Raw genomic sequence first — 26,339 nt, 5'->3', positions numbered from 1 at the left:
TGTCGCATGTACTCACCAGATCTTGACGCCGTCAGGGAGGCGGCTTCGCCGTGCCCGAAAACGTTCTGAGCACACACGTCCCGACCGATGCCACGTCCACTTCGGACGCTGTGGCGTTGGATGCCATCGCCGAGCAGATCGCGCTGCTGCGCAAGACCGGCGAGAAGATCGCGAAGTTCACCAAGATCCAGTCCGAGCTCCAGCGCGCGGTGAAGGCACGCCTGGGGGCGGTGGAGGTCGGCACGATCGACGGTCGGCCGGTGGTGACGTGGAAGACGACGCTGCGGGTCGCGGTGTCGCAGAAGATCCTCAAGGAGCGCTACCCCGACCTCGTCGGGGAGGTCTCCGACATCACCGAGGTCCGCACGTTCAAGGTGTTGGACCAATGAGCGTGCCCGCCACGAACGACGGCGGGGTGCGGGAGCTAGTCACCAAGATCGCGCGCCGCGCGGTCGCGGCCGCCCCGGCCGGGGGCGACCCCGTGGCCGGGGTGGCCGCCCTGCTCGCGGTCGACCCGCGCAACGCCGACCACGTCCAGGCGGTGGCCACGGTGATCGTGTGCGACGCGTTGGCAGACCCGTTCCGGGAGACGACCGCGAACCGGTGGCGGCCGCTGCTGCCGCCCTGGGTTCGCCCGCCCGTGGTCGGGGCGACCGTGCAGCGGCTGCTCGCGGCCGGGGTGCTGGTCCCGACCGGCCGCTACGTGCGCTGCACCGACCGCACGGGCCGCAACCGCGGCAAGCCGCAGCCGGTCTACAGCCTCGACGTCGCGTCCGGCGACCCACCGTTGCCGCTGGCCCGGCTGGACGACCTGGGGCCGATCACCCCGTCCCGGTCGTGACCGCGGTCGACCAACACGCCGACGCCGAGGCCGCCCGGCGCTGCCTGGACGGCGATCTCGTCGCCGAGGAGCTGTCCCCGCGCGCCCGCGAACTCGCCGTCACATGGATGCACCGACGTGGCTGCACCGATGCCGAGACGGCCGCCGTGTTGCGGCTGTCCACCTACACCGCTGCCCGCATCCGGGCGCGACTTCGTCTTCCAGCGCGCCGTGGGCGTGCTCTTCATCGTTCTGGGGAGGAACACCATGGCGCGTGATCACGCCCGCCTGAGTCTGCACATCTGGACCGACACCGACTTCCAGCCGCTCTCGACGCCCGCGAAGCTGCTCTACCTGTTCCTGGTCTCGCAACCCAAGCTGTCCTACGCCGGGGTCCTCGACCTCGCGGTGAAGCGGTGGGCACGCGCCCACCCCGACCTCGGGTTCGACGGGGTGCGCGCGGCGCTCGGCGAGCTGGACGCCGCCGAGTTCGTCGTGATCGACCACGACCACGAGGAACTGCTCGTTCGCTCATTCGTCCGCAACGACGAGCTGTGGAAGCAGCCCAACGTGCTGCGCGCGGCGCTGCGGGTCGCGTTCGACATCGAGTCGACGATGCTGCGCCGCGCCCTCGCCGCCGAGCTGCGCCGCCTGCCGGTCGAGGTGACCGGCCCTGCCCCGACTGTCGCCGCCGACGAACTCGAAGCGGGTGCCCGCGAGCTGCCGCCGTCGGTGAAGGCCGCGTTCACCGTGCGGGGCAGCGCCCGCGCCGTGGTCGACCACCCGGCCCCGCCGACGCCGCCGCTCGCCACCGGGCCCGCCGATGCCCTGACCTCCGAGACGGTCGAGGCCGAGCGTTCGCCCTGGTCGGAGCCCCCACCGACCCCTTCCGGGAACCCTTCGCCGATCCCTTCGGCGATGGACCTGGGAGAAGGGAGTAGGGAGCGGGGTACTTCTCGTGGTCCTGTTCCTGTTGATCGAAAAGTGGGTGTTCCCGCGCCCGCGAGCCCGCCCGCCCGCGAGGGCACGCACGCGTGCGAGGCGCCCGGCTCCCGGCGCGCAGTTCGGCGGGTTGAGGCGGATCGGCTGGTCGCGGTGCACGTCCCGGCCCTGCCCGGTCGGGTGCTGGCCCGGTTGCGCGGTGAGGTGATCGGGCTGCTCGCCGAGCAGGTCCCGGCCGCGGCCGTCGCGGCGGGGCTGCGGGAGTGGTCGGGCAAGCGGCTGCCGGTGACCTGGCTGCCCGAGCTGGTCGGAGAGCACCAGCGCGCCGCGCTCACCACGGCCCCGGCCGCCGAACGCCGCCGTGCCGTGGTCGCGGCCGAGGGGTTCGAGCGGCTGCGCGCCGACGCGGTCGCCGACGACGACCGGTCACCGGTCGGGCTCGCGGTGCGCGGCGAGCTGCCCACACATGCCACCCCGGCCGACCTGGACGCGCTGCTCGTCGCCGCCCTCGACCAAGCCGCCCAGGGCGAGCTGGTGGGGGTGGGCGCGTGAGCCGCGAGCACCAGCCGCCGCTGACCCGCGCCGAGGTCAACGCGCTGCTCACCCACTACCGGCTCGTCCCCACCCCGGTCACCGACGTGCACATCACCCGGTGGCTGCGGGAGCTGCGCGGCTACAGCGCCGGGGAATGCCACGCCGCCCTGGCCGCCATGGCCGGGCATGGGGCGGCACCGACCGCGGTCGAGATCACCGGGCGCATCGACGCCGCCCGAACCAACCCGGTCCGCCGCCCGCAGGACACGCCCGTGCCCCGACCGCGCCGGGACCGGGCCGCCGAAAACAACCAGGCGGCTCGGGCCGGTGCCCGCGGCATCCGCCTCGTCTACGCGGCGATGGGCTGGAAGCGGCACCCGGACCGCGACCTGGCGCTGGAAGTCGCGTGCCGGTTCTGCGGTGCCCGACGAAGGCAGGTGTGCGCGCCGCTAGTGCGCAACCGCGCCGGACTGCGCGAGGAACGCGACCCTGCCAGCGGCATGCACCCCAGCCGCGTCGCCGACGCCCGCGCCGCCCAGGACTCGGCGGTGGCCCGATGACCCGCACCCTGCACAGGCTCGACCTGGACGACGGGTACGGGGTGCACGACCGGCTCGTCGAGGACCAGGCCGTCCCCGCGACCATGCCGCCGGTCGACCCTGTGGCGGCGCGGTTGGCGTTCGACGCCGCTGTCGACCAGCTCACCTCGCCCGGGGTCGGCACCATCACCCGTGAGTCCGGCGCGGTCGAACGGGCGGTGGCCCCGTGTCTGCTGGACCAGCTGGTGGAGGCGACTCGCCCCGGCGGGGACCGCGGCGGCGCGGGCGGGGGCACGACGGGGTCCAGGCCCCCTGCCGCGCTCAACGCCCTGGCGGTCGTCGCCGACATTGGCACCGAGATGCGCTCCGCGCTCGCGGCGTTGGGGCACAACGTGTTCGGCCCCGGCCCGCGCACCCGACTGTCCACACAGGTCCACACCTGGGCGTCGCACGCCGAACACTGGCAACTCCACGACGTGGACTACCTCGCCTACGCCGCCACCCGCGCCCAGCACTGGGCCGACGCCGCCCGCGCCGTGCTCGACCCGCCCCCGCGCTACCGGCTGCGCGGCAACGCCTGCCCCGTCTGCCGGGAGACCACCGTGCTGGTGTGGTCGACCGAGGAAGCCGACTGGGTCCGGCAGGCCGCACTGTTCATCGACCCCGACCGCGCCGAGGCCGTGTGCGCCGCCTGCGACACCCGCTGGGGACTCGACACCTGGACCCACCTCGGCGCCCTCATCGCCCAACAGCAGAAAGAGGTCCTGGCGATCGACTGCGAATAGATCCGGTGATGTGTTGACAGGATGATCGCCGCCACCGCATACTGGTCGGGCTCGGCGGAGCTGTGCCTATCGCCCGTCGAGACCAACAACCCCCAGGAGCCCTCGTCGCGACCGCGGCGAGGCTTCGTCGTGCGGGCGGCCCGGCGCGCGCTGCCGAGCGAGCCGCCACCCTCCCCAACTCACCGGCTACGACTCGCCGCCGCCGAGTCGCCCGCACACCATGCGAAACGTCGCCCAAAATCCGGCATCAAGAAATGGCGTCACGCCAAGAATTGCCAAATAGAGGAATGCCGCGGATTTCATTCGTCGAACGGTGATGTGTATTGCATTAATAATGCTTGCCCATTTCCGAATTCCTGACACAGCATGGAGAGGCAAATTCCCCTACCGAATGGCTCTTGAATGGGCCGTAGGGGACCCGTCTCTCACTGGGAGGAAATTCCCTCATGCTGGGCATCTGGAGAAGACACCGGGGCATTCCGCCTCACATGCCGCCGCGGTTGGCGGAATCGGACGCGAACACGACGGTCGGCGCGAACTACGCCGAGACCGAGCACCTGAGTGTGCCGGGGCTGGCGCGGCTGCTGATGGACGAGCTGCCCGAGCAGTTCGGGTTGCTGTTCTCCGCGACGGTGTACCGCTACGAGATCGCCGCGCCGTGGATCATCGACGTCAACGTCCACGGACTCCCGCCGGCGGACCTGGAAAGCGCCGAGAGCACCAACGAGCTGATCGCCTACGTCACCGACTGGATCGACCGGTACAACCTGCACCGGCCCTGCGTCTCCCGGTTCGTCGGCCCGAACGTGATCATCCTGCGAGAGTTCGAGCGCAACACCCACACCCCCGGCAAAGTCAGCGTCCGCCGCTACCACCTGCGCCACCCGATCACCCGCCGCCTGCGCCGCCTCGGCGAGAAGCTGAACGGCCTGTTCGCCCGGGTGGTGCTGTGATGGCCGAGACGACGCCGAGCGTGTTGGAGACCGCCACCGCGGCCCACGAGGCGCTGCTGGCCGCCCGCACGGACGGGCACATGCCCGAGGACATCGTGGTGATCACGTGCGCGATCGAGCCCGACACGGTGACCGTGTCGATCGGTGGTCTCACCGACGAGCACCTCTTCGGCCCCGGTGGCGGCACCGATGAGAGCCCGGAGTCGATCCGGTTCCGCGACACCGTGAGCGCGCTGATGCGTCGACACATGCCGCGCAAGGACTCGGGCGAGCTGTGGCACCGGTACCGGGTGGTCCTTCTCCCCGAGGACGTCTGGCGTGCCCCGTACTGCCCTCCCGAGGGCGTCATCCATCACCCGCTCCGAGCGAAGGCAGGCCAGTGAACGCGCAGATCACCTGTAGCAACGACGACACGCCGGCCGTGGCGGTCCTGGTCCACCTGGGCCAGGTCGAGACGGTCGGGGACGGGATCTGCGAGTCCTGCGCCTCCTGCACCGACACCGCGTGCGGGGAGATCGGCACGATCCTCGACGCCGAGTACCAGGAGCCCTGGTGTGACCGGCACGCCGAGCTGTACTCCGGCGGGGAGGGTGTCCGCGGCCCCGACATCGTGCCGATCGACTCCAACCGTGCCCGCGACCTGATCGCCGAACACGGCGGCCAACGATGACCGAGCCCACGCCTCTGCCCGTGATCATCTGCCAGGTGTGCGACCGGTCGCTGCACCGGATGGCCACCGCATCCGGGGTCTCCTTCGCCCACAGCCCCATCGACCCCGACGACCACCCGGTGGCCCCAGTCGAGGCACCGCCGCACTGGCGGGGCCGCTGCGACTTCTGCACCACCGCGACCGCCCAGTTCATCGTGCCCGCAAGCGACTTCACCGCCCCCAACACACCCGCAGCCCACAGCCTCGGCGACTGGGCCGCCTGCCCAACCTGCGCGCTGATGATCGGCGCCAACAGGTGGAACATCCTGCTGCGCCGCTCCCTGAGCGCCCACGAACACCTCCACGGCACCACCGCCACCGCCAAGCAGGAACACAACCTGCGCGCCGTGCACCGCACGCTCCGCGCCGCCATCAACGGCCCCATCCGCCCCATCCCACCCGCGCCCATCCCGCCCGACGAGCCCGCGATGAGGTTCGAGCAGGCCAGAATCGTGGTCCACCAACGCCTCTACGGCACAGAGCCGCCGCCCTACCGCGAACCCGGCTCCGAGCTGGGCGCGCAACGGCTGGAGCGTGACTGCCTGCGCCTGGCCGCCATGCCGCCCGAGGAGTTCGCCGCCGACCCCGATGCGGTCGCGACCGCGCTGGAGATCGCCGAACAACTCCGGTGGGACTCATGACCACGCACCCGCCCACCCACCGGGACTGTCAGGTGTTCCACTTCGCCGCGTTCCGCTGGTGCATCACCCGGGCAGCCGAGCTGATCGCCGCCGACCCCTCGGCCGCCGACTTCACCCCGGCGGCCGGAATCGTCGGCCTGGAGCAGTTCCTGCCGCTCACGCCCGACCCGCCCGACACAATCCGCCTCATCCGGGTCCTGGTCGACACCGAGTACGCCATGACCACCGACCTGTCCCGACCCGTGCTGGTCGCCTCCCTGGAACACCACGGCGACCAGCTCGGCGCCGTAGTCATCGACGGCTGGCACCGGGTCTACCGCGCCCTACGCGAAGGCCGCACCCACCTACCCGCCCTGGTGCTGCGCGCCGACACCGAACGCGCCGCCCGGATCCCCTACCCCTGACCGGGAGGACCACGCCATGCTCATCGAGATCCCCGACGCCGACGTCCCCGCCATCCAATGGGTACTCACCACCGCAGCCGCCGTCGCCACCCGCCACGTGATCGCACTGGGCAGCACCGACGCCGAGAGCGAACTCGGTCGCCAGCGCCTCACGGCGATCACCCGCCTCACCGCCGAACTCGACCCCGACGACGACCTCGACACCATCGGGACCGACCCGGCACACTGAGGACGACCCTTTCGGTTGCGGTTGGCGCTGAAATCGAATGGATCAGCAAGCGGGCTCGGCGACAGCCGAGCCCGCTTTGCATTTCCACGACACCCCGAATTCGGGTCAGCGAAATACACGCGGCTGATCAATAGTGAATCGATAGACTATTCGTGTGAACCGCCGAATTGCCTTCCAAAAATGGTGGACAAGGGCAGTCAGACCGGTAGATTGGGTGTTGCCAACCGCAACACTCACAGCCCCCGGAATCACCGGATGGGCACCCCCGATTGGAAGGGTTTCTACCGTCATGGCTCATGAACTTGAGATTGGGCAGGATGGGACTGCCGCCTTTGTGTCCGCCAATACCCCCGCCTGGCACCGGTTGGGCACCGTGGCCGATGGGCCGATGTCCGTAGCCGATGCCCTGTCCATGGCCAAGCTGGACAACTGGGATGTCCGCATGGTGCCGCTCATGGCCGCCGTTCCCGGTACCCAGTGCCGTGACTGTGCCGTGGACCTGGGCAAGCCGCATGATGACCTGTGCCCGACCGGCATGGAGGATGGGGAGACCACCGACGCGGGCCGCGTGGTCGACGCGTTCGACACCGAGATCCCGCTCGGGGTGCCGCACCACCGGGCCGTGGTCCGCACCTCCCCCTTCACCGGGAAGCCGGAAGTCCTCTCCGCCGGGGGGCTCGACTACACCCCGATCAGCAATGAGCTGATGGGTGAGACCCTGGCCGCCATCCTCGACCAGTCCGGGGCGATCATCGACACCGCCGGATCGTTGCGGGGCGGGCTGGACACCTTCATCACCGCCCGCCTGCCCAAGGGCATCCTCGTCGGTGGGGTCGATCAGATCGAGCTGAACCTGGCGGGGCTGAACTACTTCCAACCGGGCCGGTCCAGTGAGTTCCTGGTGACACCGGTCCGGGTGGTGTGTGCCAACACCCAAGCCGCCGCACTGGGACACCACCAGTCCCGGTGGGCATTCCGCCACTCCCCGTCCGCCCCGGCCCGGGTGGCCGAGGCCCGGGAAGCCCTCAAGATCACCTTCGACTACGCCGACGCGTTCCACGCCGAAGCCGAGAAGATGATCAAAGAGACGCTGGCGATCAAAAAGTTCGAGGCACTGTGCCGAGAGATCTGGCCCAAACCCGCCGACGACGCGCGCGGTGACGTCAAAGACCGCGACGACCAGTTGACCACGGAGCTGCTGTCCATCTTCAAGGGGGACACCAACTCCAACATCCGCAAGGGCAACCGGGGAAACCACTGGACCGGATTCCAGACCATCGCCGAGTACGTCGACCACTTCGCCCCGGTCCGGGGAGAGGCCCCCGATGCCGCCCGCATCCGCGCCGAACGGGCCATGCTGGGCCGGGGCCGAGACGTCAAGCACCAGGCGTTCAAGCTCTTTCAGGTGGCCGGCTGATGGACCCGAACGCCGCACTCACCCAGATCCGGGACCTGTGCAAAGACAACCCGGACGAGGACTTCCACGAATTCGACATGCTCAAAGAGCTGATCACCGGCCTTGACCGGTGGCTGTCCTCCGGTGGATTCCTGCCCGAACCGTGGACCCGCTGAACACCGACCGCCGCACAGCCCCCGCACCGACCGGTGTGGGGGCTGTGCCCATGCCCGGATGCCTGCCGAGGATGCCGAGGTGGTCCGCTGTGCCTGCCCGTGCCGCCCGTCCGTGCTCGCGCCCGGGGTGCCCGAACCTGACCCGCACCGGCCGGTGTCCGGCCTGCCGTGGCCGCGCCCGCCGCGCCGGGGGCACCTCCGCAGACCGGGGCTACACCGGCCATCACCGATCCCGCTTCCGTCCCGCTGTGCTGGACCGTGACCCGGGGTGCCGCTGTGACCTCACCGACTGCCCCCACCACCCGGACAACCCGTGTACCGATCCGTCCACTGTGGCCGATCACTGGCCGCTCACCCGCCGTGAACTGGTGGCCCAAGGGCTTGACCCCGATCACCCGGCGCGCGGTCGCGGGCTGTGTGGCCGCTGCCATTCCCGGGTCACCGCCACCGACCGCCGCACCCGGGGAGGATGGAACCACCCGTGACCCCTGCCCGTGCCGTGCCGCTGTCCACCGCCATGGCCACCCGTGAGCCTGCCCCCGGAGCCCTCACCCCGCCCGGGGTGACCGATCCGCAGAGGACCACTCAGCCGACCCCAGGGGGGTCACCCCTCAGCCGCCCAGGAGTGCACAAGCCACTGAGGGCCGGATGTGTCCCGCCAAGTTTCCGACCCGCCCGATCCCACGCCGCCCCGGGAGGCCCCGGTGACCGATCCGATCACCGCCCGGGACCACGACCTGCACGCGGTCCTGGCCGACCTGGACCAGGCCGACGACCAGTACCTGGCGTGGCGCGGCGAGCGGGAATCCCTGATACGGCAAGCGAAAGCGCTCGGCGCCTCACATCGCCGCATCGCCGACCACACGTCGCTGTCTCACACCGGGGTCGGGCGGCTTATCCGCCGCACCGACCCGTCAGCGCCCACCGCGACCACACGGTGACTCGCGCACCATCCGGTGCCCGGGTGTCCACTTCTACGGGAGGCGCCTATGCCGATCGTCATTGACGGGATCACACCCTCGGAGCAGATCCGCGCCGACATCGCCGCCGAGGGGAAACCGGTTCTGCTCGGCTTCTCCCGCGGCAAGGACTCCCTGGCCGCGTGGCTGGCGATGCGCGAGGCCGGGATCACCGTCGTGCCGTATCACCTGTACCTGGTGCCGGGACTGCGCTTCGTGGCCGACTCACTGAAGTTCTACGAGGACTTCTTCGGCCAGCGGATCATCAACCTGCCACACCCGTCGCTGATCCGCTGGCTCAACCGATTCGTATTCCAACCCCCGGAACGGTGCGCGGTCATCGAAGCCGCACAGTTCCCCGAATTCGCCTACGAGGAACTGGCCGACATGCTCCGCGACGTGCTCGACCTGCCCGGGGCGTGGAACGCCGACGGGGTGCGCGCCGCTGACTCGCCGAACCGGCGGATGGCCCTGGTCACCCACGGCCCACTCCACACGACGAACCGCAAGGTCAAGATCGTGTGGGACTGGCGCATCGCCGACGTCCGCGCCACCCTCGCCCGCCACCATTGCCCGCTGCCCCCGGAGTACGAGTGGTTCGGCCGCAGCTTCGACGGCCTCGACTACCGGTTCCTCAAACCGATCATGGACAACGCGCCACGCGACTACGCCCGAGTCCTGGAGTGGTTCCCGCTCGCCGACCTGGAGGTGTTCCGCCGTGACCTCACCCGCTGAGCCTGCCGACCCGAACGGCGACCTACTCGCCCAACTCCAGGCCAGCGCAGCCATCGGCGGACCCACCTCCCAAGAAGACCTTCTCGCCCAGCTCAACGCCGAACCCGAACCCGACCCACTCGCCGACGTCGACTACACCGGCGACCTGGAGACCGACTCCACGGCCGAACTGGACGCTTTGGCCAAAGGATTCCGCGAGCGCACCAAACGCGAGGACGACCGGTTCCGCCTGGCCACCGACTCCGAGTACTGGTTCGCCGTGTGCTTCAAGACCCGCGAGGACAAGGAAGCGTTCCTCCGCGCCGCGCGCCTGATGGCGGTCGGAGACAAATACCTCGACGGCTACGCCGTCGCCCGCACCCTCGCCATCGAGATGCCCACCGATGAACCCGACACCGACAGGAAGGAGTAACCGATCATGCGTCGAGCCTTCGCCCGCGCCGCAGCGGGCGTCCGCCGCGTCTTCTCCCGCCGCGCCGCCAGCCCCAGCGGCGGTCGCAGCTCCGGTACGTGACTCCCGACCGGGCGGGTCACCACGAGCTGATCCCGTGGTGACCCGCCCGCACTCATTGCGCGCTGCCGGACTTGATCACAATCGGTCCGATTGCCACCTGCACGTCAAACAGCCGCGCGCAGGCGGCCGTGACCACGATGAGCACGACGAGCACCGATGCGGCACGCGCAGTGGCTCGCCAACTGTGGCCGAGTAGGACTGTCATTGATCCAACCGAGAACCGACGTGACAAGCCAACCCTGGATCGGGCTGGCGCAAGTCGGGTTGTTCGTCGTATCTTTGTCAGCGCAATATCTCCTTTGTCAACTCTCGACCAGATGACGCGAATCTGCTTGGCAAGGCCGTCGCGACATCAGGACCCGGGCAGAGGAGCCCGAACGGCTCTCCCATTCTGGGGGAGCCGTTCCTATTTCACCGCGTGGAAACCCGTTCGTCGCGAGCAAGATCTTTCAGCGGCAAATCGGCCTACACCTCGACCGAACCCGCGCGGCTCGTCACCGCCCAGCGCTCCCCTTGGGCGCAAAGGGTTTGGGTCATCCCCCTGCCAGCGAACGCTACGGCAGCAAATTGGCACGAAAACGTGCTCATCGTGTCAACCTCTGTGTGGGCAACAAAAGCTGAGCCTTGCTAGGTATATCGTTCCGTTATAAACGCTGCCGCTTACCGCACGATACATACCGCTTATCGTGCAACTGATGCATTCTCACCTTTTGGAGTCACCCATGGGCAAAAGAGGCCCTCCGGCGAAGCCGACGCCACTGCGAGTGCTTCACGGCGACCGCAAGGACCGCATCAACGCTGCGGAACCGACTCCTCCTGAGCTGGAGATCATCTGCCCGGACTGGGCATCCGACGCCGCCCGCGCCATCTGGGAGCGGCTAGCCCCAGGTCTGACCGACCGCGGCGTCCTGACCGTGTGGGACACCGACGCGTTCCTGGTGCTGTGTGAGGCGCTGGCCCGCTACCGGTCGGCGACGCAGCTCGTGAATGGGTCGGCGTTGCTGGTGCAGGGTGGGGCGGGGTTGATGAAGAACCCGGCGCTGCAGGTCCAGGCAGACGCCGAGCGCGTGTTCCTCCAGTTCGCCGCCCGCTTCGGCCTCACCCCGTCTGATCGGCAGGCGATCAAGGTCGAGGTGGCCCATGACGCCACCGGCCAAGGCGCCAACCGCCTCCTCAGCTAACCCCCGCCGCCCCGCCCGGGGCGGCACCACCGCGAAGGCCCGGCCGCGCACTGGCACCGCTACGCCCCAACCACACACGACGACCAACCGTGGGGCGCGGTTGCCGGTGTGCGGCCGGACCTTCGACGGCCGCACCTGCCGCAAGCGCGGCGACCATTTCTGCAAGCCGCGGGCCGATCACGCGCAGGCGTTCGCCGAGGAGATCTGCGTCCACACCAAGGACCGGTGGGCGCGCACCCCGTTCATCCTCGCGGAGTGGCAGCGCGAGGACATCGTGCGCCCGCTGTTCGGCGAGGTCCGCTGGGACGAGGAAGCCTCCTGCTACGTGCGGCGGTTCCGCATCGCGTGGGTCGAGATCGCCCGCAAGAACGGCAAGTCCGAACTTCTCGCCTTCGTCGCCCTCTACATGCTGTGCGGGGACGGCGTCGAGTCCGCCGAGGTCTACGGCTGCGCACGCGACACCGACCAAGCGAAGCTCGTGTTCAACGTCGCCGCCCGCATGGTCGCCCTCTCCCCAGTCCTGTCCCGCCGCCTGCGGGTGATCGAGCACTCGGCGCGGATCGTGGACGAGAAGACCAACAGCGTCTACGTCGTCGTCCCCGCCGACGCACTTGGCAACCTCGGCTCCAACCCCTCGTGCGTGATCTTCGACGAGGTCCTGACCCAGCCCAACGGCGACTTCTGGACCGCGATGCGCACCGGCATGGGCACCCGCCTCGAACCACTGCTCATCGCCGCCACCACCGCGGGCAACGACCCGACATCCTTCGCGAAAGCCGAGCACGACGAGTGCGTCAAGATCGCCGACGCCCCAGCAAGGGCGCCGCACCGGTTCGTGTACCTACGGAACCTGCCCGAGGACGCCGACCCGTGGGACGAGACGAACTGGCACTACGCCAACCCCGCCCTCGGCGACTTCCTCTCCCTCGCCGCCCTCCGCGAAGAGGCCCTGGAGGCACGCAACGACCCGGCGCGGGAGAACGCGTTCCGGCAGTTCCGGCTCAATCAGTGGGTCGCCCAGGCGTCCCGCTGGATGCCGATGCACCTCTACACCGCGTGCGTCGGCACACCCGCGTCCGACCCGGAGCGGCTGCGCGACCAGTTGGCGAAGCGCCCGGCATGGGGCGGGCTCGACCTCGCGTCCAAGCTCGACCTGACCGCGTGGTGTCTGATCGTCCCAGACGGCATCGACGGGCACCCGTCCGCATTGTGGCGGTTCTGGCTGCCCGAAGCTGCGGTGACCTTCCTCGATGAGCGCACCGACCGGCGCGTGTCCCAGTGGGTCGACGCCGGGTGGATCACCACGACCGAGGGCGAAGTCATCGACTACGACGTCATCGAGGCCGACATCGTCGGCGACACCGGCCTGCTCCGCGTCGCGGACATCTCCTACGACGAGTGGTCAGGCGAACCCGTCCGCCAGCGGTTGGAACGGCGCACGGGTGTGCCGATGTACCCGGTGCCGCAGACCTACAAGGGCATGACCCACGGGATGACCGAACTGATGGCCCTGACCAAGTCGCGTGGCTGGTCGCACCACGGCAACCCGGTCGCGGCGTTCTGCTTCGACTCCGTCGAGGTCCGCCACCCGGCCGGGGAGCCAGACCTGATCCGGCCGGACAAGCCCGAGCGCGGCAAGACCGGCAAACGCATCGACGCCGTCCCCACGGCCGCGATGGCGGTGTCGGGGTGGCGGCTGCGCGGGCAGAAGGTCCGCAAGTCGTCGCGGATGGTGGTGATGGGATGACCGCCCCCACCGGGCCGTGGGCGAGCACCGCGGCCACCGGGCCACGACCGGGTGCGCCGCTCACCCCGTATACGGGGCTGCCGCAGATCCCGCCCGGCCGCTACGAACGCGTCCTGTTCCCCGCGGTGACGCTCCCGGTTTTCTACCAGTCCGGCGCCGACGACCTCGCCCTCGTGGACTGCGAGTTCGGGTCCGGGACCGTGCTCGGCGGCGACCGGCTGACGATGACCCACACCAGGGTCGCGGGCGGGCTGTCCCTGTCGGGTGTGGACAATGCCGTGCTCGATCACGTCGACCTGCACACCTCGGCGTCGGACCTGCTGCACATCACCTCCGACACCGGCCCATGCCGCCGCATCACCATCGTGGACTCGACACTGCGCAACCCCGTGCCGAGGGCCGACGCGCACGCCGACGGCATCCAGGTACGCGGGATCGACGGACTCACGCTGCGCCGCTGCACGGTCGATCTCGGCCCGTGGGCACAGGTCAACGGGACCGATGTCCTGCACGCCGCCCTGTTCCTGGAGAACACCCAGGGCGGCAACCGCGACATCGTCGTGCGGGACTGCCTGCTCAACGGCGGCGGCACCACGATCGTCGCCGGGGCCGTGACCGGCGGGTTCGTCCTCACCGGCAACCGATGGGGCTCCGACGACCACTACGCCCCCGTCAACCTCGCCACCACACCGACGCTGGCCCTGGACAACACCCGCCTCACCGGGGGCGCGGTGATCGCCGACACCCCCGGCGCCCGTGACCTGACGCTGCACTGGGGACCGATGGGCGTCGCGTGGACACTGATCGCCGCGGAGGTTCCCGTGCGACTGCACCAAAGCGCGGGCGAGCGCTTCTTCCTCGCCGTCACCATCACCAACACCCGGCCCGGCCCGCTGCCCGCGCTCGACGTGTGGTTCGCCACCACCCCCGCCGCCGCCCACACCCCCACCACCACCGACTGGCGGCCGGGCGTCTGGGAAGCCCCCGCCGCCTTGATCCTCGTCGGCTCCGGGGCACTGGAACTCCCGGCCGGGCCACGCGCGATCTGGTGCAAAGCCAGCAACGGCATCGAAACCCTCGTCCACCGCATCGGGTTCCTCGACGTGCACTGACCACGAGGGGGTGGGCCTGTGGCGACCGACCTCGACCTCCCCGCCGGCACGTGGATCACCCGGCTGGCCACCCAGCACAACGGGCAGATACCCGACCTGGAACGGCACGACGCCTACTACGAGGGCGAGCAGTCGCTGTCGTACATGCACCCGGAGTTGCTGCGCCGCCTCGACGGCCGCGTCCGCCAAGTGGTGGTGAACTGGCCCGAGTTGGTCGTGGACTCGTTGGATGAGCGGTTGGACGTGACCGGGTTCCGGCTCGGCGGCCGCGACGCCGCCGACCGGGATCTGTGGCGGATCTGGCAGGCCAACCGGCTGGACCTGCACGCCCAACAGGCGCACATCGACGCGTTGGTGACCGGGCGGGCGTTCGCGATCGTCGGCACCAACGAGGACGACGAGCAGACGCCATTGGTGACGGTGGAGTCGCCGTTGGAGGTGCACGCCGAACTCGACCCGCGCACCCGCCGCGTCCGCGCGGCGTTGAAACGCTGGTCCGACGACGAGGCCGCCCCGGGCACCTCCTCCCAGGTCGCCTCGCACGCCACCCTGTACCTGCCGGACACCACGATCTGGTTCACCTCCGCCGATGGCGGCAAGGCGTGGACCGAGACCGACCGCGACGACCACAACCTCGGCGTCGTCCCTGTGGTGCCGTTGGTGAACCGGCCGCGCACCAGCCGCCGCCGAGGCAAGCCGGTCACACTCGGCCGGTCGGAGCTGGCCAGCGTGATCCCGCTGTCGGACGCCGCGTGCAAGATCGCCACCGACATGATGGTGTCCGCGGAATTCCACGCGATGCCACGCCGGTACGCGCTCGGGTTCGATCAAGACGATTTCGTTGACGCACAAGGCAATCCGCTCACGCCGTGGCAGGCGGTGGCCGGGGTGCTGTGGGCCTCGCCCAAGAGCCCCAAGGAAGACGGGGTCGCGGTCGGCCAGTTCCCCGAGGCCGATTTATCCAACTTCCACAACACGTTGAACGCACTGGCGCGGCTCGTGGCGTCGCTATCGGGGTTGCCGCCGCACTTCCTCGGCTACGCCACCGAGAACCCCGCCTCCGCCGACGGCATCCGCTCCTCGGAAGGACGACACATCAAGCGCGCGGAGCGGCGGCAACGCTCGTTCGGCGACGGGTGGGAGCAGGTCATGCGCCTGGTCCTGCTCGTCCGCGACGGTGTGGTGCCGCCGGAGGCGTTGCGGATGGAGACCATGTGGGTCGACGCCGCCACCCCGACCTTCGCCGCCCAAGCCGACGCGGTCACCAAGCTCTACGCCGCCGACAAGCTGCTCCCGCGCCGCGCCTCCCGCCGCGCCCTGGGCTACTCGGACGCGCAGATCCTCGACATGGAAGCCGAGGACCGCGACGCCTACACCCGCGTCGTCGGCGGCGACCAGGCCGCCGAGTTCGGCCCCAAACCCACCCGCGACACCGACCCCGACGCGCCCGCCGACCCGGTCGACGTCTCGGCGCGGCCGAGCCCGCCGACGTTCCAGGCACCGCTTGGGAGGTGACAACCGTGACCGCCCCGACCATCCCCGACGATCAGCTCTACGAGGACCAGCAACGGGTGGTGCGCGACGCGGTCGACACCGTTCAGGACGCCTGGCAACGGCTGCGCCCCGACGATCTCATCGGTTCGTGGGAGACCGACGTCCGGCCGCGCGCGGTGATCGCAATCGAGGAAGCCCAAGTCCAGACCGCCGCCCCCGCCGCAGCCTACGTCGCCGCCGCCCTCCTGGCCGCCAACGCCGTCTCCGCCCCGGTCGGGAAGCTGGTCGCGGGGGCGTTCGCCGGGTGCGCAGCGAACGGACTCACCCTCACAAGGCTGCTTGACCACGTCATCGGCTACCTGCGTCGCGCACTCGGCATGGGCATGGCCCCCAGCCACGTCCGCGAGATCAGCCTGCAACGGCTGCTCACCTACACCGCCACAGAGATCACCGACACCAGCCGCGTCGCCGTCCACACCGCGATGCTCACCGAACCCGCGGTCGCGGGATACGAGCGGGTCGTGCGGCTCCCCGCGTGCGGGCGGTGCCTCATCCTCGCCGGACGCCTCTACCCACTCAGCGACGGATTCGCCCGGCACCCACGCTGCGACTGCCAGATGCGCCCCGTCACCCGCGACCAGTGGCAGACCAACGACCCCGGCAACACCCCGACCGCGCTGTTCGCCGCGATGACCCGCGCCGAGCAGGACAAGGCGTTCGGCGTCAAGGACGCCGAAGCGATCCGGGCCGGGGCCGACATCGCCGGGGTGGTCAATGCCCGCCGCGCCGGGGCCGTCTACGTCGCCGGACACCGCAAGTACTCCACCACGCGCGGCGCTGCCGACGGGCTCGGCAACACCAGCGGCAGCGGCGGGCAGTACCGCCGCCGCGACATAGCCCGCCCAACCGCCGCTCAAATATTCGCCGATGGTGGTGACCGTGAGCATCTGCTGATCAGGCTTCGCCGATACGGGTACATCACTAGTTGACCTTTCCGGCGAGAAGACCCCGATAGATCAAGATCAGCGCGTCGATCTCCTTCTGGGTTAGCAGGGTTTGACGTTGAAGTGCCTCCTCGACGTCGTCGTTTGCGATGAAGGCAGCCTTTAGCGCGTGGCCCAAGGCGTCAAGCTCCATCTCCAACGCATCAGCAAGTGCCCGCAGGTCGGACGGTTGCGCAACTCCGCGCTCCCACTCCGAGACCGTCACCTGCGCACGGCCAACCCGTGCAGCGAGTTGGGCCTGCGTAAGCCCCAACTTCTCACGCTGCCTGCGGATGAACTGTCCAAACGAAACCAGGTTCTTAGTCATATCGCCAGTATCAGCAGTACTGGCACGTCTTGTCAAGGAGACATGTGGACAACCAGCCCAACGACATCGGCACGACCGCGACTGACCTCGTGCCCACTCCGCCCGCCGACGGACCGGACTTCAAGTCCCTTTATGAGCAGGCGCAGGCCAAGCTGACCCGTGCCGAGCAGACCGCGCGCGACCACAGCGCGAAGGCAAACCGCCTGGATGAGCTAGAGGCCGCGCAGCAGACCGAGGCGGAGAAGGCGACCGCGCGCGCCGAGCAGGCCGAGGCCGCCGCCGTCGCGTTGCGGCGGCGGGCGGTGGACGCGGAGATCCGCGCCGCCGCCACCGGGTGGGCCGACCCGTCCGACGCGCCCCGCTACCTCGATGACCGCGACCGCTACGTCAGCGCCGACGGGGAGATCGACACCGCCGCGATCGGCACCGACCTGGCCGCGGTGCTCACCGCCCGCCCGCACCTGACCCGCGCCGAGGGGCCGCGCCGTCCCGCCCCGGACCTATCGCAGGGGCCTCGCCCCGGTGGCCCGGCCGGCGGGGTGGACGCGCAGATCACGGCCGCCGAGCAGGCCGGGGACTGGGCGACCGCGATCACCTTGAAGAACCAGCGTTTGGCCGAGATGGCCCGCAAGCAGCCCTGACCGGCCACGCCCGGTTCCGTTACCACGTAAGGAGAAACCATGCCTGGTGTGGCCGCTATCGCCAACACCTTCAACGCCCCCAACTTCGTGGGCGAACTGTTCGCCCTGACCCCCGCCGACACCCCATTCCTGTCCGCCATCGGCGGCCTGACCGGTGGCAAGCGCGCCAACGGGATCGTCCACACCTGGTCCGTGTACGACCTGCGCCCGCCGGACCCCAACCGGCAGCGGGTGGAAGGCGCCGACGCCCCGGCCGCCGAGACCAGGGTGCGCGGGCAGGACCGCAACGTCCTGGAGATCCACCAGGAAACCGTCGGCGTCACCTACACCCGGCAGGCCACGCAGAACATGTTCGCCGCCACCGGCTCCGCCCACCCCAACGCCGCCGCGATCGGCGGCACCAACGCCGTGTCGACCGAGATGGACTGGCAGACCCGCATCGCCCTGGTCCAGATCGCCCGCGACGTCGAAGCCAGCTTCGTCACCGGCACCTTCCAGGAACCCTCGACCAACAGCACCGCCCGCAAGACCCGCGGCATCCTCGCCGCCACCGTCACCAACGTCATCACCAACGCCGCCCCCACCGCGCTGACCGAGAAGATGGTCCTCGACCTCTTGCAGAAGGTGTGGGAGAACGGCGGCATCCAGGTCTCCGAGACCGCCGCGCTCATGTGCAACGCCTGGCAGAAACGCAAGCTCACCGACGAGTTCATCACCAAGAAGAACTACCGCGAGGAAACCCGCAACGTCGCAGGCGTCGCCGTCACCACCATCGAAACCGACTTCGGGCGGCTCGCGGTGATGCTCAACCGGCACATGCCCTCCGACACCGTCTCAGCCGTGTCCCTGGACCAGTGCGCCCCGATCTTCCTGGAAACGCCCGGCAAGGGCTTCCTGTTCTCCGAACCACTGGCAAAGACCGGCGCCAAGGACACCGCCCAGATCTACGGCGAGATCGGCCTGGAGTACGGACCCGAGATCGCCCACGGCAAGATCACCGGACTCGCCACCAGCTAAGGAGAAACTCCGTGAAGTTCACCAGCGACACCTACCCCGAACTCGTCGTCCACGACCTCGACGTCACCTTCCACAAGGGACTCGCCGACGTCACCGACAAGAACACCACCGAAGCCCTGCGCGGCCTGCCCACCGAACTCGGGGTGCGCGCGGTCGGCGGACGACCTGCCAAGGAGGCTGCGGGCATGTGAGTGCTGGTCTCAGCTCAATGCCATGTCGGTGAACATCTGCGAGGTCGGAAAGCCCTCCACAAGCGCCCGCAAGAGTCCCCGGCGGGCGAAGTCACGAGCGAGATCGTGGATCTTCACGATCTCGCCCTTGACAGGGTATTTGCCGCCGTGCACTAGTCGGCTTCGCGTCTCATAGATGCCCTTCAACTGCTTCCAGACGTCTCGCCGTTCGGCTGGGTCCTCTGCCAGATAGTGAGCACCGTGCACCCGAAACCGGTAGCCAAGGTCCCCATGCCGCGCGTTCTCATCGTAGGGAAGTAGGAGCGCCTCCAACGCGATCGTGAAGTCGACCACCCCGTCGGCGTGACTCTCACGTGCCAGCCCTGCCGCGAAACGATGCAGGGCCAAGTCTTGGGCCGACGCTGGCTCACTCACATGGTGGCGCTCAAGCAACTTGGCCGTCTTGACAATCGCCTCAAGATCATTCGCTGAGAACTCCGCATCGGCGTCTGCGGGCCACGACCGTCGTGGCAAGCCCGACGGGAAATGTCCCTGACCGTCGCGTACCCACGGCGGATCGGAGCGTTCGATCGCGAACCGACCTGAAATTTCGTAGCCGTGCAATTGGAATGCGGTCGTCAACGCCGGTATGCGATCGCACACGGTCAGGTGTTGCTCGGTGCGGGGTCCCGAGACGCGCAACTCCAGCGCGGAGTATGGCACTTCCCCAAAGTCAAGCATCAGTGACGTGAATCGGGCGCGTTGCTGGAAGATTGCGCCCTGCTCAACGGACGATAAGGAGCGGACAGTGACGTCCCCGACGGTGATCGGGTCCGATTCGCCCATGTAGATGCCACTGAACGGCAATGTGACAAGGTAACGGAGGTCGGTCGCGGTCACGACCGCGAGGACGTCCTCAGCGAATGCTCGCGCGGTTGCGTCATCGGCTTGATCGACACGGGGAAGTAGCGCCAGGTGGTGATAGAGGGCAGGCGCAACAATCATCCGTGCAACCCATCCGGATGCGTCCTCCGCGTACTGTGGAACGCCAACACCGGGACCGAGCAGCGGTCCAACCGGGGCGGGAAACGGTGCCCAGTACGGAAGGGACGCAGCAGCGTGTTCGGCGAGCTTCGCCGAACACGCTCGCACCGCGACCATCTCCTGATCGCCGAGCCAGGGTCCTTCCGGCATCAGCGATGGAGGTGCCGTGAGGACATTTTCGGAACTTGACTCGTATCTGGCGGCCGACTGGGTTGAACTCAACCGCTGGAAGACAGCACGTTCGGCATCAATCGTCTGCGGAACACCGGCGCGTTCGAGACGATGGAGAACTGCCCTCGCCGTATCCACGTACACCGTTGACAGGGTGGATTTAAGCTCGCCGATGATGGACGCCACACCCACCTCCTGAGGTCGAAGCAGTCCCTTGCGTGCATCCGGAGTCTAAGCGTTCGTTGTCCGGGAGTGATCGCATGCCGTCGCATCCTCCCTTGGCCACAGTGGTCGATGTCCAGGCTCGCACCGACGTCGCGTTTACCCCGGAGCAACAGTCTCGGGTCGCGGTTCTGATCGCCGACGCCACCGCCCTCGTCCACGCGCGAGTGCCGGGCCTGTCGTCCCCCGCCCCGCCCACGGCGGTCGGGGTGATCTCTACGGCCGTGCTGCGGGCGTTGGCGACTCCGCCGGACGGCAATGCCTCGGAGACGATCGGTGCCTACACGCGCACGGCCGCGCACGCCGGGGGCGGGCTCTATCTCACCGAGGACGAACTGGATCTGCTGCGCCCGCCCGCTTCCAGCGCGGGTGGGGCGTTCTCGATCTGGACCGCTTGACCACGGCCGGGGGTGTGTCGTGATGCAACTGCCGCACCGGCTCACCGTGGTCAACCCGGTCGAAGTCATGGACGCCTACGGCAACCCGGTCCCGGAGTTGCACTACGGGTCGGCGGCGTCGCTGCGCACCGTCTACGCCCACATGCAACCGCTGGCCTCCACCGAGCACGCCGAGCCCGGCCGGGCCGCGGTGGTGTCGCGGTGGCGGGTGTGGGCGATCGAGCCGATCGGCCCTCAGGAGCGGGTGGAGTGGCGCGGCATGGTCTTCGAGGTCGACGGGGAGCCGCTGGTGTTCACGCCGCGGTTCGGGCACACGCACTTCGAGATCGTCTTGCGCCGGGTTGAGGGGTGATGCCCTGATGGCCGCGTTCGACGGGTTTGAGATCGACCATGCCGGGGTCGCCGAGATCCTGCGCTCGACGGAGATGGCCGCCGCCGTGCGCGCCGTCGCTGAACAGGTCGGGGCCGCCGCCCGCGCCCAGGGGCATCGGGTCACCAGTGGTGAGCCGGTGCCGGTCGAGGTCTTCGACGATCCCGCCCGCGACCGCACCGCGGCCACGGTCGCGGTCCGGCATCCGGCCGGGGTCGGCATGGAGGCCCGCCACGGGCTGCTCAAACGAGCCGCCGCGTCGGTGGGCGTCGATGTGGAGGGCCTGCACGAATGACCGCTGCCATCCCGGTGCCGGTCGACGTGCTGGAACTGGTGGTGCGCGAGCTACGGCCCGCGCTGGCCGCCCGCCTCGAACCGGTCGCGGCCGGGGTGAAGGTGTCCACCGTCGTGTCCACCTCGGCCGCCCACGACGCGGGGCCGCCGTCGCTTCCCTGGGTGCTCGTCGCGGTCGACGGGCACACCTGGGGTTGGCCCGCCGTGCAGCGCGCCGTCATCCGCCTCACCACCTGGCACACCAGCGCCCACACCGCGGCCGCCCTGTGCGGGCTCGTCGTGGGGCTGTTGTGCGCGACCCGCTCACCCGGCGCGCTGCTCGCCGTCGAACCGGTCGCGGCGCCGGTCGCCGGGATCGACCCCTACACCGCCGCGCCGCTGGCCACCGCCGCTGTCGCGGTGCGTGCCCGAACCCCCCGCCCTTGAATGAAGGAGTCCTCGTGACGATCAACTCAGCGCTCGTGCGCGTCCCCGGAACCGGGGAACTGTCCCTCGCCCCGCCCGGCACCGCCGAACCCCCCGACGCCACCACCCCGCTCGCCACCGCGTGGCGCGGTCTCGGACTGTCCACACCGGACGGTGTGACGTTGGCGCGGAAGGTGGAGAAGGAAGGCACCGAGCACTGGCAGCAGCTCACCCCGGCGCGCTACATCTACAAGTCCCAGGAACTCTCGGTGAAGTCGGCGTTCCAGGAAACCAAAGCCGACGTCCTCTCCGCCTACTTCGGCGGGCTCACCTTCGTTGAGGTCGCCCCCGTCGGGTCGAAGAAGTACCGCGCCGAGATCTCCACCATCCCCAAGGGCGACGTCCGCGCGCTGTGCGTGGACTGGACCGACCGCATCAGCGACACCGAGGTCTACCACCACCGCCTGTTCATCCCCCGCGCCGAGGTGTCCGAGACCGATGACGCCCAGTGGTCGCGCACCCAGGAAGCCCGCTGGGGCATGACCTTCGCCGCGCTGGCCCCCGCCGGAGCCTCCACCGTTCTCGCGGTCTGGCTGACCAACGACCCCGCCGTCATCGCGGCAGGCGGCGCCGGACTTGCCGCACTCACCACCACCGACATCAAGGGAGACTGACCATGAGCGCCAAGCAGCGCGCCGAGGCCACCGGCAAGCCCACGACCACCGAGGCCGGGCCGGTGATCACGTGGCGCGCCACCCGGTTCCGACTCCCTCGCACCGAGGACTTCCCGCTGGAGGCGCTGGAGGCCGAGGAGGACGGCAAGCACCTGACAGCGCTGCGGCTGATCCTGGGCGAACTCCAGTACACGACCTGGCGGTCCCTGGCCACCACCGCGGCCGACGCCGAGGAGTTCTCCGTCGCGGTCATGAAGGAGCTGGGCGCGGGAAACCCCTGACCGTCGCCCGCCTCCTCGCGGACGACACCACCGCAACCGCACTCGAAACTGATCTCCTGCGCGGCGGGGTCGACTTGCTCGACCTCTACCGCGGCCGCCTCACCTACCGCCGCGTCTGCGCCCTTGTGCAGCACCTGCCCCCGGATGCCGCGCTGTGGCGGGCACTCGACCCGGACCACATGACCCGGCACGAGGTGCTGCTCGCGACGGTCGAGCGGCGCGTCACCGTCCTGTGGGCCACGGTCGCCGCGGCTCTCGGCCACCAGGTGCCCGACGACCAGCTCATCGGTCCGCTCGACACCGCCCGTGCTGCCAGGGCGGCCGATGGCGAGGCCGAACCGGAGACGCGGACGTTGCGCGACATTGCACAGTGGATGCGCACATAACGAACGGCCCCTCAAGGCGCTGGGGGTCCGCCGAGGAGCCGTTCGTTCACAGTATAGCTGTGAACAGCGCGAACGTTACACAGGTGCCTGTGGATAACTCCGCGCATTGTGGATGACCGTTCGATCACCCCGGGGGCGTGATGCCCCATGGCGACGGTCGGCCACGGCTATCTGAAGATCCTGCCCAGCCTCCAGGGGTTGGGGCAGCACGTGCGGGACCAGGTTCGCGCCGCTCAGGCCGGGGCGCCCGCGATCTCCCTGACCGCGCAAGTGCAGACCGCGCTGCTGCGCGAGCAGCTGCGCGTCGCTGCGCGCGAGGGTGATCAGACCGCGATCCGGCTGCTGGCCGAGTTGGACGCGCTCCCGGCCGAAACCCGGTTTCAGGCGTTGCTGCGCCGGTTGTCGGGTCGGGAGATCACGGTGCGGGCGGTGGCGGACCGGTCGTTGGGGTCGGCTGTGCGCGGCATGCTCGCGCTCGGCCGGGCCAGCGATCAGGCCACGGGGTCGATGGTGCGTGCGACTGCGGTCACCGGGGCGGCGACGCTGCGCTACGCCGCCATGGCCGCCGCCGTGGGCACCGCAATGGGCGTGGTCGGTGGGCTCGGTGGAGCTGCGGCGACGTCGGCGCAGTCCCTCCTGTTGATCCCGGCCGCCGCACTCGGCGCGGTCGCGGTGATCCAGACACTCAAGCTCGGCGTCGAGGGCTTCACCGACGCCCTGTCCGAATCGGACCCGGCGAAGTTCGCCGAAGCGATCAACAAGATGCCCCCGGCGATGCGTGCCACCGCGGAAGCGGTGCGCGGGCTGCGCCCGGAGTTCACCGCGCTCCAGCTCCACGTCCAGGAACGACTGTTCGGCGGGCTCGCCCGCGAGGTCACCACCCTGGGAGGCCGGTATCTCCCGGTCCTCGACGCCGGGATGACCGGGGTCGCCGGGGCCTTGAACCAGGGCGCGCGCGGCGTCGCGGCGTTCCTGGGGCAGGCGCGCACGGTTGCCGATGTCCGGTCGATCTTCGCCGACACCGCGCTCACCGTGGGTCGACTGGGGCAAGGACTGCCGTTCCTGCTGGCCGGTTTGCGCGACATCGCAACCGTGGGCGCGCAGTTCCTGCCAGCCCTGGCGGGCGGGTTCACCGAGGGCGCGCAGCGGTTCGCCGAATTCATCGGCCATGCCCGCGAGACCGGGCAGTTGAAGACCTGGATCTCGCAGGGCCTCTCCGCGCTGGGCGAGCTGTTCACCCTGGTGGGCAACGTCGGCGGGATCATCGCCGCGGTCTTCCGCGCGGCGAACACCTCCGGCGCCTCGTTCCTGACCACACTCACCCAGGTCACCGGGTCGGTGCTGGCGTTCCTGCGTTCCGCTGACGGGCAGACCGCGCTGGCGCAGGTGTTCGGCGGGATCGCCGCCGTCGCCAAGGGCCTGGACCCGATCCTGGTGGCTCTCGGCCACACGCTGGTGGACTCGATCGCCCCCGTGATCGCCGCGCTCGGCCCGCAGCTCGGCACTGCGCTGGCGTCCATCGCGCCTGCGATCGGCCCGCTCGGTCAAGTGTTCGCGGCGCTGGCCCCGGTGCTGGGGGCGGCGGCGCAGGCGTTCGCGGACATGCTCGTCCCCGCGGCCCAGGCCCTTGCGCCGATCGTGGCCGCGCTCGCCCCCGCCCTGGCCGAGGTCGCCACACTGATGGGTGGCGCGGTCGGCGAGTCGATCCGCTCAATCACCCCCGCCCTGCTGGAGCTCGCCCGCGTCCTGGCCCCGTTGATCACCCAATTCGGTGGGCTGCTCGCCGAGTCACTGCGCACCCTCGCCCCGATGCTCGCGGCCCTGCTGCGCCAGCTCACACCGATCATCTCGGCAGTCGGCGGCGCGTTCCTGCAAGCTCTGGCGGCGGTGCTGCCGCTGCTCGGCCAGGTCGCGATGGTCTTCGGCGAGGTGCTGCTCGCCGGGTTGCGCGCGGTGCAGCCGGTGCTGCCGGTCATCGTCGGGCTGATCGAACAGGTCGCCGCCATGGTGTCCGGGGCGCTCGCCGACGCGGCCCCGACGTTGGTCCAGATAGGACAGACCCTCGGCGAGGTCATGGTGACCGCGGTGTCGGCGTTGGCGCCGATCCTGCCGCCACTCGCGAAAGCATTCCTGACGGTGGTGCAGGCGGTACTGCCGCTGGTGCCGCCGCTGCTGGAACTGGTGCAGGCGCTCATCCCGCCGCTCACCGGGTTGGTCACCGCGCTGGTGCCGGTGATCGTGCAGGCCGCGGATACCTTCGCCACCCTCGTTCGCGCGGTCGCACCGCTGATCGACATCCTGGCCCGCGTCCTGATGCCGATCCTGGACACGCTGCTCGGCGTCGTGCGCAGCGTGTTCGACACGATCGGGTCGATCATCGGCGGCGCAATGCGCTACATCCAAGGCATCATCGACACCGTCATGGGCCTGATCACCGGCGACTGGTCCCGCGCCTGGAACGGCCTGAAGAACGCCTTCGGCGGCATCTGGGACATGATCCGCGGCGCCGTGGGCGGCGCGCTCGACGGGCTGGTGCGGTTCTTCATCGACCTGCCCGGCCGCATCCTCGGTGCGCTCGGCGACCTCGGCGGGCTGCTCGTGGAAGCCGGGAAGAACATCATCCGTGGCCTCATCCGTGGTCTGGAAGCCGCGTGGCAGTGGATCAAGGACAAGCTGAAGTCGCTGACCAACCTGCTGCCCGACTGGAAAGGACCGCCCGCCCGCGACCGCGTCCTCCTGGTCGATAACGGCCGCCTGATCATGCGCGGTCTGCTCACCGGCCTGCAAGCCGGGACACCGGCCGTGCGGTCCTACCTGGACTCGCTGACCACCACGCTGCCACTGAACATGGACGCCACCCTCACCGCGACCGGACGCACTGCCGCGCCGGGCGGGGCGTCGCCGATGGGCGCCGACACCTCCGCGATCACCGCGGCCGTCGCCGCCGGTGTCCTCGCCGCACTCGACGGGGCGCGGCTGCACGTGGACGGGGCCGGCGTCGCGCGGCTGGTCAACACCGCCAACGCACAAAACGCCCGCCGCTGAGCCATAACCGATTCGACCGAGCAAGGCCGGTCGCGGTGCC

35 protein-coding genes are annotated in these 26,339 nt (G+C 69.7%); 33 read left to right on the top strand and 2 right to left on the bottom strand.

Annotated features, from left to right (window positions below; all coding sequences use genetic code 11):
* The first annotated feature begins 50 nt into the window (after nucleotides 1–50).
* The 22 genes from BN1701_RS02270 (at nucleotide 51) to BN1701_RS02170 (ending at nucleotide 16,859) form a co-directional block, all read left to right on the top strand.
* A complete protein-coding gene (locus BN1701_RS02270) occupies nucleotides 51–389 on the top strand; it encodes a hypothetical protein (protein WP_157367732.1) in 339 nt (112 codons plus the stop codon).
* Entirely contained in the window at nucleotides 386–841 is a 456-nt protein-coding gene (locus BN1701_RS02265; RefSeq protein ID WP_054044989.1) for a hypothetical protein, read from the top strand. Before BN1701_RS02270 ends, BN1701_RS02265 begins: the two co-directional genes overlap by 4 nt.
* Entirely contained in the window at nucleotides 838–1,098 is a 261-nt protein-coding gene (locus BN1701_RS02260) for a hypothetical protein (RefSeq protein WP_054044987.1), read from the top strand. Before BN1701_RS02265 ends, BN1701_RS02260 begins: the two co-directional genes overlap by 4 nt.
* Nucleotides 1,088–2,314, top strand: coding sequence for a hypothetical protein (locus BN1701_RS02255; RefSeq protein WP_054044984.1), 1,227 nt, complete (start codon nucleotides 1,088–1,090; stop codon nucleotides 2,312–2,314). The genes BN1701_RS02260 and BN1701_RS02255 overlap by 11 nt, the downstream gene beginning before the upstream one ends.
* The gene (locus BN1701_RS02250; protein ID WP_054044982.1) at nucleotides 2,311–2,856 is read left to right on the top strand and encodes a hypothetical protein; all 546 of its coding nucleotides are present in this window, start codon (nucleotides 2,311–2,313) and stop codon (nucleotides 2,854–2,856) included. Before BN1701_RS02255 ends, BN1701_RS02250 begins: the two co-directional genes overlap by 4 nt.
* Nucleotides 2,853–3,620, top strand: a complete 768-nt coding sequence (locus tag BN1701_RS02245) for a hypothetical protein (RefSeq protein ID WP_054044980.1) — start codon at nucleotides 2,853–2,855, stop codon at nucleotides 3,618–3,620. Before BN1701_RS02250 ends, BN1701_RS02245 begins: the two co-directional genes overlap by 4 nt.
* Before the next feature lie 488 nt (nucleotides 3,621–4,108).
* Complete coding sequence (locus BN1701_RS35185) at nucleotides 4,109–4,573, top strand: hypothetical protein (protein WP_054044978.1); 465 nt, start codon at nucleotides 4,109–4,111, stop codon at nucleotides 4,571–4,573.
* The gene (locus BN1701_RS35180; protein WP_054044976.1) at nucleotides 4,573–4,956 is read left to right on the top strand and encodes a hypothetical protein; all 384 of its coding nucleotides are present in this window, start codon (nucleotides 4,573–4,575) and stop codon (nucleotides 4,954–4,956) included. Before BN1701_RS35185 ends, BN1701_RS35180 begins: the two co-directional genes overlap by 1 nt.
* Nucleotides 4,953–5,243 (top strand): hypothetical protein, encoded by a 291-nt coding sequence (locus BN1701_RS02230; protein WP_054044973.1) that lies wholly within the window; start codon nucleotides 4,953–4,955, stop codon nucleotides 5,241–5,243. The genes BN1701_RS35180 and BN1701_RS02230 overlap by 4 nt, the downstream gene beginning before the upstream one ends.
* A complete protein-coding gene (locus tag BN1701_RS02225; RefSeq protein ID WP_054044971.1) occupies nucleotides 5,240–5,923 on the top strand; it encodes a hypothetical protein in 684 nt (227 codons plus the stop codon). The genes BN1701_RS02230 and BN1701_RS02225 overlap by 4 nt, the downstream gene beginning before the upstream one ends.
* Nucleotides 5,920–6,327: a hypothetical protein gene (locus tag BN1701_RS02220; protein WP_054044969.1), complete on the top strand. Its 408-nt coding sequence runs from the start codon at nucleotides 5,920–5,922 to the stop codon at nucleotides 6,325–6,327. The genes BN1701_RS02225 and BN1701_RS02220 overlap by 4 nt, the downstream gene beginning before the upstream one ends.
* 16 nt (nucleotides 6,328–6,343) lie before the next feature.
* On the top strand, nucleotides 6,344–6,556 hold the full coding sequence (locus BN1701_RS02215; RefSeq protein ID WP_054044967.1) for a hypothetical protein: 213 nt from the start codon (nucleotides 6,344–6,346) through the stop codon (nucleotides 6,554–6,556).
* Between the two features lie 289 nt (nucleotides 6,557–6,845).
* Nucleotides 6,846–7,973, top strand: a complete 1,128-nt coding sequence (locus BN1701_RS02210; RefSeq protein ID WP_082859614.1) for a DUF932 domain-containing protein — start codon at nucleotides 6,846–6,848, stop codon at nucleotides 7,971–7,973.
* Nucleotides 7,973–8,128 carry a hypothetical protein gene (locus BN1701_RS35175; RefSeq protein ID WP_157367731.1) on the top strand — a complete coding sequence of 52 codons (156 nt, stop codon included), beginning with the start codon at nucleotides 7,973–7,975 and terminating at the stop codon, nucleotides 8,126–8,128. Before BN1701_RS02210 ends, BN1701_RS35175 begins: the two co-directional genes overlap by 1 nt.
* Nucleotides 8,129–8,832: 704 nt before the next feature.
* On the top strand, nucleotides 8,833–9,069 hold the full coding sequence (locus BN1701_RS02205) for a hypothetical protein (RefSeq protein WP_054044963.1): 237 nt from the start codon (nucleotides 8,833–8,835) through the stop codon (nucleotides 9,067–9,069).
* Between the two features lie 48 nt (nucleotides 9,070–9,117).
* A complete protein-coding gene (locus BN1701_RS02200) occupies nucleotides 9,118–9,822 on the top strand; it encodes a hypothetical protein (protein WP_197672034.1) in 705 nt (234 codons plus the stop codon).
* On the top strand, nucleotides 9,806–10,234 hold the full coding sequence (locus tag BN1701_RS02195) for a hypothetical protein (RefSeq protein WP_054044961.1): 429 nt from the start codon (nucleotides 9,806–9,808) through the stop codon (nucleotides 10,232–10,234). Before BN1701_RS02200 ends, BN1701_RS02195 begins: the two co-directional genes overlap by 17 nt.
* Before the next feature lie 866 nt (nucleotides 10,235–11,100).
* Nucleotides 11,101–11,517, top strand: coding sequence for a phage terminase small subunit P27 family (locus tag BN1701_RS02190; protein ID WP_231949450.1), 417 nt, complete (start codon nucleotides 11,101–11,103; stop codon nucleotides 11,515–11,517).
* A gap of 106 nt (nucleotides 11,518–11,623) precedes the next feature.
* Nucleotides 11,624–13,264 carry a terminase large subunit gene (locus BN1701_RS02185; RefSeq protein WP_054044957.1) on the top strand — a complete coding sequence of 547 codons (1,641 nt, stop codon included), beginning with the start codon at nucleotides 11,624–11,626 and terminating at the stop codon, nucleotides 13,262–13,264.
* A complete protein-coding gene (locus tag BN1701_RS02180) occupies nucleotides 13,261–14,376 on the top strand; it encodes a hypothetical protein (protein ID WP_054044955.1) in 1,116 nt (371 codons plus the stop codon). Before BN1701_RS02185 ends, BN1701_RS02180 begins: the two co-directional genes overlap by 4 nt.
* An 18-nt stretch (nucleotides 14,377–14,394) precedes the next feature.
* On the top strand, nucleotides 14,395–15,891 hold the full coding sequence (locus BN1701_RS02175) for a phage portal protein (RefSeq protein WP_231949447.1): 1,497 nt from the start codon (nucleotides 14,395–14,397) through the stop codon (nucleotides 15,889–15,891).
* 5 nt (nucleotides 15,892–15,896) lie between these two features.
* Nucleotides 15,897–16,859: a hypothetical protein gene (locus BN1701_RS02170; RefSeq protein WP_054044954.1), complete on the top strand. Its 963-nt coding sequence runs from the start codon at nucleotides 15,897–15,899 to the stop codon at nucleotides 16,857–16,859.
* Here the strand turns inward: BN1701_RS02170 and BN1701_RS02165 are convergent.
* Complete coding sequence (locus tag BN1701_RS02165; protein WP_054044952.1) at nucleotides 16,852–17,181, bottom strand: helix-turn-helix domain-containing protein; 330 nt, start codon at nucleotides 17,179–17,181, stop codon at nucleotides 16,852–16,854. The genes BN1701_RS02170 and BN1701_RS02165 overlap by 8 nt on opposite strands.
* 44 nt (nucleotides 17,182–17,225) lie before the next feature.
* Here BN1701_RS02165 and BN1701_RS02160 point away from each other — a divergent pair, with 44 nt between their 5' ends.
* The 3 genes from BN1701_RS02160 to BN1701_RS02150 are packed head-to-tail and all read left to right on the top strand — an operon-like array spanning nucleotide 17,226 to nucleotide 19,030.
* Nucleotides 17,226–17,822, top strand: coding sequence for a hypothetical protein (locus BN1701_RS02160; RefSeq protein WP_054044950.1), 597 nt, complete (start codon nucleotides 17,226–17,228; stop codon nucleotides 17,820–17,822).
* 39 nt (nucleotides 17,823–17,861) lie between these two features.
* Entirely contained in the window at nucleotides 17,862–18,839 is a 978-nt protein-coding gene (locus BN1701_RS02155) for a DUF5309 family protein (protein ID WP_054044948.1), read from the top strand.
* An 11-nt stretch (nucleotides 18,840–18,850) separates the two neighbouring features.
* Nucleotides 18,851–19,030: a hypothetical protein gene (locus BN1701_RS02150; RefSeq protein WP_054044946.1), complete on the top strand. Its 180-nt coding sequence runs from the start codon at nucleotides 18,851–18,853 to the stop codon at nucleotides 19,028–19,030.
* 9 nt (nucleotides 19,031–19,039) lie between these two features.
* Here the strand turns inward: BN1701_RS02150 and BN1701_RS02145 are convergent, their stop codons facing one another.
* On the bottom strand, nucleotides 19,040–20,410 hold the full coding sequence (locus BN1701_RS02145) for a HEPN domain-containing protein (RefSeq protein WP_157367730.1): 1,371 nt from the start codon (nucleotides 20,408–20,410) through the stop codon (nucleotides 19,040–19,042).
* Between the two features lie 74 nt (nucleotides 20,411–20,484).
* Between BN1701_RS02145 and BN1701_RS02140 the strand changes: the two genes are divergently transcribed.
* From BN1701_RS02140 to BN1701_RS02105, 8 genes are all read left to right on the top strand, one after another.
* The gene (locus BN1701_RS02140) at nucleotides 20,485–20,844 is read left to right on the top strand and encodes a Gp19/Gp15/Gp42 family protein (RefSeq protein ID WP_157367729.1); all 360 of its coding nucleotides are present in this window, start codon (nucleotides 20,485–20,487) and stop codon (nucleotides 20,842–20,844) included.
* Nucleotides 20,845–20,866: 22 nt separating this feature from the next.
* Complete coding sequence (locus BN1701_RS02135) at nucleotides 20,867–21,196, top strand: head-tail adaptor protein (RefSeq protein ID WP_054044939.1); 330 nt, start codon at nucleotides 20,867–20,869, stop codon at nucleotides 21,194–21,196.
* Nucleotides 21,197–21,203: 7 nt separating this feature from the next.
* Nucleotides 21,204–21,509 (top strand): hypothetical protein, encoded by a 306-nt coding sequence (locus BN1701_RS02130; RefSeq protein WP_054044937.1) that lies wholly within the window; start codon nucleotides 21,204–21,206, stop codon nucleotides 21,507–21,509.
* Nucleotides 21,506–21,934, top strand: a complete 429-nt coding sequence (locus tag BN1701_RS02125) for a hypothetical protein (protein ID WP_054044936.1) — start codon at nucleotides 21,506–21,508, stop codon at nucleotides 21,932–21,934. Before BN1701_RS02130 ends, BN1701_RS02125 begins: the two co-directional genes overlap by 4 nt.
* Nucleotides 21,935–21,948: 14 nt before the next feature.
* A complete protein-coding gene (locus tag BN1701_RS02120; RefSeq protein WP_054044934.1) occupies nucleotides 21,949–22,587 on the top strand; it encodes a hypothetical protein in 639 nt (212 codons plus the stop codon).
* A gap of 2 nt (nucleotides 22,588–22,589) precedes the next feature.
* Nucleotides 22,590–22,868: a hypothetical protein gene (locus BN1701_RS02115; protein WP_054044932.1), complete on the top strand. Its 279-nt coding sequence runs from the start codon at nucleotides 22,590–22,592 to the stop codon at nucleotides 22,866–22,868.
* Between the two features lie 74 nt (nucleotides 22,869–22,942).
* Nucleotides 22,943–23,254: a hypothetical protein gene (locus BN1701_RS02110; RefSeq protein ID WP_054044930.1), complete on the top strand. Its 312-nt coding sequence runs from the start codon at nucleotides 22,943–22,945 to the stop codon at nucleotides 23,252–23,254.
* Between the two features lie 147 nt (nucleotides 23,255–23,401).
* Nucleotides 23,402–26,299 carry a hypothetical protein gene (locus tag BN1701_RS02105; protein WP_054044928.1) on the top strand — a complete coding sequence of 966 codons (2,898 nt, stop codon included), beginning with the start codon at nucleotides 23,402–23,404 and terminating at the stop codon, nucleotides 26,297–26,299.
* Nucleotides 26,300–26,339: the final 40 nt, after the last annotated feature.

This window comes from Alloactinosynnema sp. L-07 (genome assembly GCF_900070365.1).
Lineage (GTDB): Bacteria > Actinomycetota > Actinomycetes > Mycobacteriales > Pseudonocardiaceae > Actinokineospora.
Note: the sequence above shows the minus strand (reverse complement) of the source record. Positions and strands in the feature narration are given on the sequence as shown.